Genomic DNA, 2,885 nt, shown 5'->3' on the forward strand with positions numbered 1-2,885 from the left:
TGTTTGTCAAGAGCGATTGCGGCGCATCTCCATCCAGTAAATAGGAGAGAAACTAACCCTTTAGGTAGTTTTCATAAATCTTTTGACACTACCCTTGGCTGAAGCGCTGCCAGATAAGCTTAAAAATAATTTTTATTCTTAATTATGTAAAATCATAACAGTTTTTTTTCTAAGTTTCACCAAGAAATATGACTATTTATTAACAGGGTACATAAACATTCCCCCAATAGCAAATTATCCCATAATTTTCAGCATAAAGAAAATAAATCCCCTAGTCAGTTTTGCTGCTTTTCTCACAGGGTTCTTTTCTCATATTTGTTGTTTTTACTAATAAATCCTGTACGTTTCCGCTTCAGGCACTCAAGCTTTCCCGCGGGGAAGCTTGAGCGATTCCCCGGCTTCGCCTGTGGGGCCGCCCATTTTCCTCTCTTCGGATTGGGAAGGCACTCTTGAATAAACACTTCGCCGTAAGAAAATCGAATGCATTAGATAAGTCAAGTCCCCCTCCGCTGTAATCAGGCAACTCAGTTGGTAAACCCTATTTAGCCGCCCGAAAAGCAGCAAACTTTACAAAAACAGCCTTCACAAAAAAACCGCCAAAAGTTTGGCGGCTTGCTTCTTAATTATGGTCATTTTCATATGCCTGGATAATTTTCGCAACTAGAGGATGGCGTACTACATCGCTTTGCTCCAAATGGACGAATGACAGGCCTTTTACTCCCTTGAGTATGTCTTCTGCAACAATTAGCCCTGATTTGACTCCCTTTGGAAGGTCGACTTGTGTTCTGTCACCAGTAATAATCATTTTTGACCCGAAACCCAGGCGGGTTAAAAACATTTTCATTTGAGCCTGAGTAGTATTTTGCGCTTCATCAAGTATGACAAAAGCGTCATCCAGGGTTCTTCCCCTCATATAAGCCAATGGGGCAATTTCAATTGTTCCTCTTTCAATCATTCTCTGAGTATGCTCTAAGCCTAATATATCATGCAGAGCGTCATACAAAGGCCGCAAATAAGGATCTACCTTTTCCTTTAAATCCCCCGGTAAAAACCCTAGGCTTTCGCCTGCTTCAACAGCAGGGCGAGTCAGGATGATTCTTTTCACATTTCCATTCTTTAAAGCATTTACAGCCATCACTACGGCCAGATACGTTTTCCCTGTTCCTGCCGGGCCTATGCCAAATACAAGGTCGTTTTTCCGTATGGCGTTAATATATTGCCTCTGGCCCAGTGTCTTAACCCGAATGGATTTGCCTTTAGCATTTTTCGTTATTTCTTCTTCATATAAGTCACTGAAGTATTCCAGTGTGCCTTTGTTGGCCATTTGAAGTGCATACATGACATCTCTCTGGCTTATATTTATTCCTTTCCGAATAACATAAAGCAATTTATCCAGAACTTTGCCCGCCAGTTCTACCATGCCCATTTCTCCAGATACATAAACAGATTCGCCTCTGGTCACAATGGAAACGTTCAGTTCTTGTTCAATAATTTTTAGGTTTGCATCTGCATTTCCCAATAAGGCAATTGCTTCATTTGGGTCTTCGAGCTGCATGTTCATTGTTTTCAAGTCTTCTGTCATTCCGAATCTCCTTGAATAATTGGTTGTCCTTCTGCAATATTCTCAATAATTTGGAAATGTATTGCTATTGTTACTTTACCATTGTCAACTGATTGGTGCAAAACTTTTTCACCCTTAATCTTAGCATTTTCATCTAATCGGTTTTTTATATCATTTCGTGCCATAACTTTAGCAACATCAAATGCTTCTTCATTTGAATAGATCCTTGTTACCTGCTCTCTTTCTCTGTAAGTTTTATTTTTATAAGTAACAGGAAGCTCCCATTTCAAGAACCTGATTCTTTTTTCATTTTCCTCGATTTCATATTCTTTAAACTCAGGCTTGGCAAATCCCCATATTGGAATGTTCAGCGATCCCAACCCTATTGAGTGGTATACTTTCTCATTTCCATTAAAAACCTGAAATGTGCTTTTAAGAGGCAGGGTTACTTCAGACTTATACCAGGTTTCACCAAAGATCTCTCCTTTGGCGGGAACTGTCTCCGTTTCGCCTTCTTTTCCGATTATGCCGGATACCAGAAGCTGGCCAGGCTGAACATGATCATTTACATCAACAACCGGTCTGCCATCCTCAACAAACATATCTACAATAACCGCTTTCTTTTTTGCAACCAAATGGCGCGGACTTAAATATTCTGGCTTTTCAGGTTCATTCTTTTCGACAACTTGCAAATGGTAGGTTGTCCCTTTTAATTCCACACCGACCCATGTAATCGCCTCTATATTATTAGACAGTTTACGCTGTATAGATTCCACGTTATCTACAAAGAATTGCAGCTTTCCTGTTTTAACACCCATCTTGTCCAATTCTTTGCGGATTTGATATTCAGTCGCAGGGTTTGCACCTTTAATTTCTATTCCCCAAACCATATTTGATAAAAGAAGGATCACCGCAATAAAAGCTAACGCTCCAGCGGCAAATCCGCTGTTTTTCAAAAGCCTTTTAAAAAGGAAGGGAGCTCCCTCCCGCTGCAGGAACTCGATTTTGCAATCACTGTTCCTGGCCAGGCTTCTGATTTTCTTAGCATCTTCTAGCTTCATTTTAAACGTTACAGCTTGTGTACCATGATTCTTTACATTCCAAATATAGATTCCGCTTCTTGTTAGTGTATTAATAAAACGCTCAATTCCCTTACCGCTTGCTTTTACCGTAACAAGTCCCCCGTAAAATTCAATCCACTGGTTCTTCATTTCCTTCCCCCTGAATTATTTAACGTATTGTCAAAACTTCTATAAGAAATAGGTTATAAAATATCTCCATAGAGGGCTTTATAGGCAAAAAAATTGCCACCCCCTAAATTCTT

Annotated in this window: 2 protein-coding genes; both read right to left on the bottom strand. The window is 39.9% G+C overall.

Annotation, left to right across the window (positions count from 1 at the left end; genetic code table 11):
• Positions 1-619: 619 nt before the first annotated feature.
• A complete protein-coding gene (locus L634_RS0128325; protein ID WP_026585285.1) occupies positions 620-1,582 on the bottom strand; it encodes a PhoH family protein in 963 nt (320 codons plus the stop codon).
• Positions 1,579-2,772 (bottom strand): sporulation protein YqfD, encoded by a 1,194-nt coding sequence (gene yqfD / locus L634_RS0128330; RefSeq protein WP_026585286.1) that lies wholly within the window; start codon positions 2,770-2,772, stop codon positions 1,579-1,581. Before yqfD ends, L634_RS0128325 begins: the two co-directional genes overlap by 4 nt.
• Positions 2,773-2,885: the final 113 nt, after the last annotated feature.

Source organism: Bacillus sp. J33 (assembly GCF_000518885.1).
In the GTDB taxonomy this organism is placed as follows: domain Bacteria; phylum Bacillota; class Bacilli; order Bacillales; family Cytobacillaceae; genus Cytobacillus.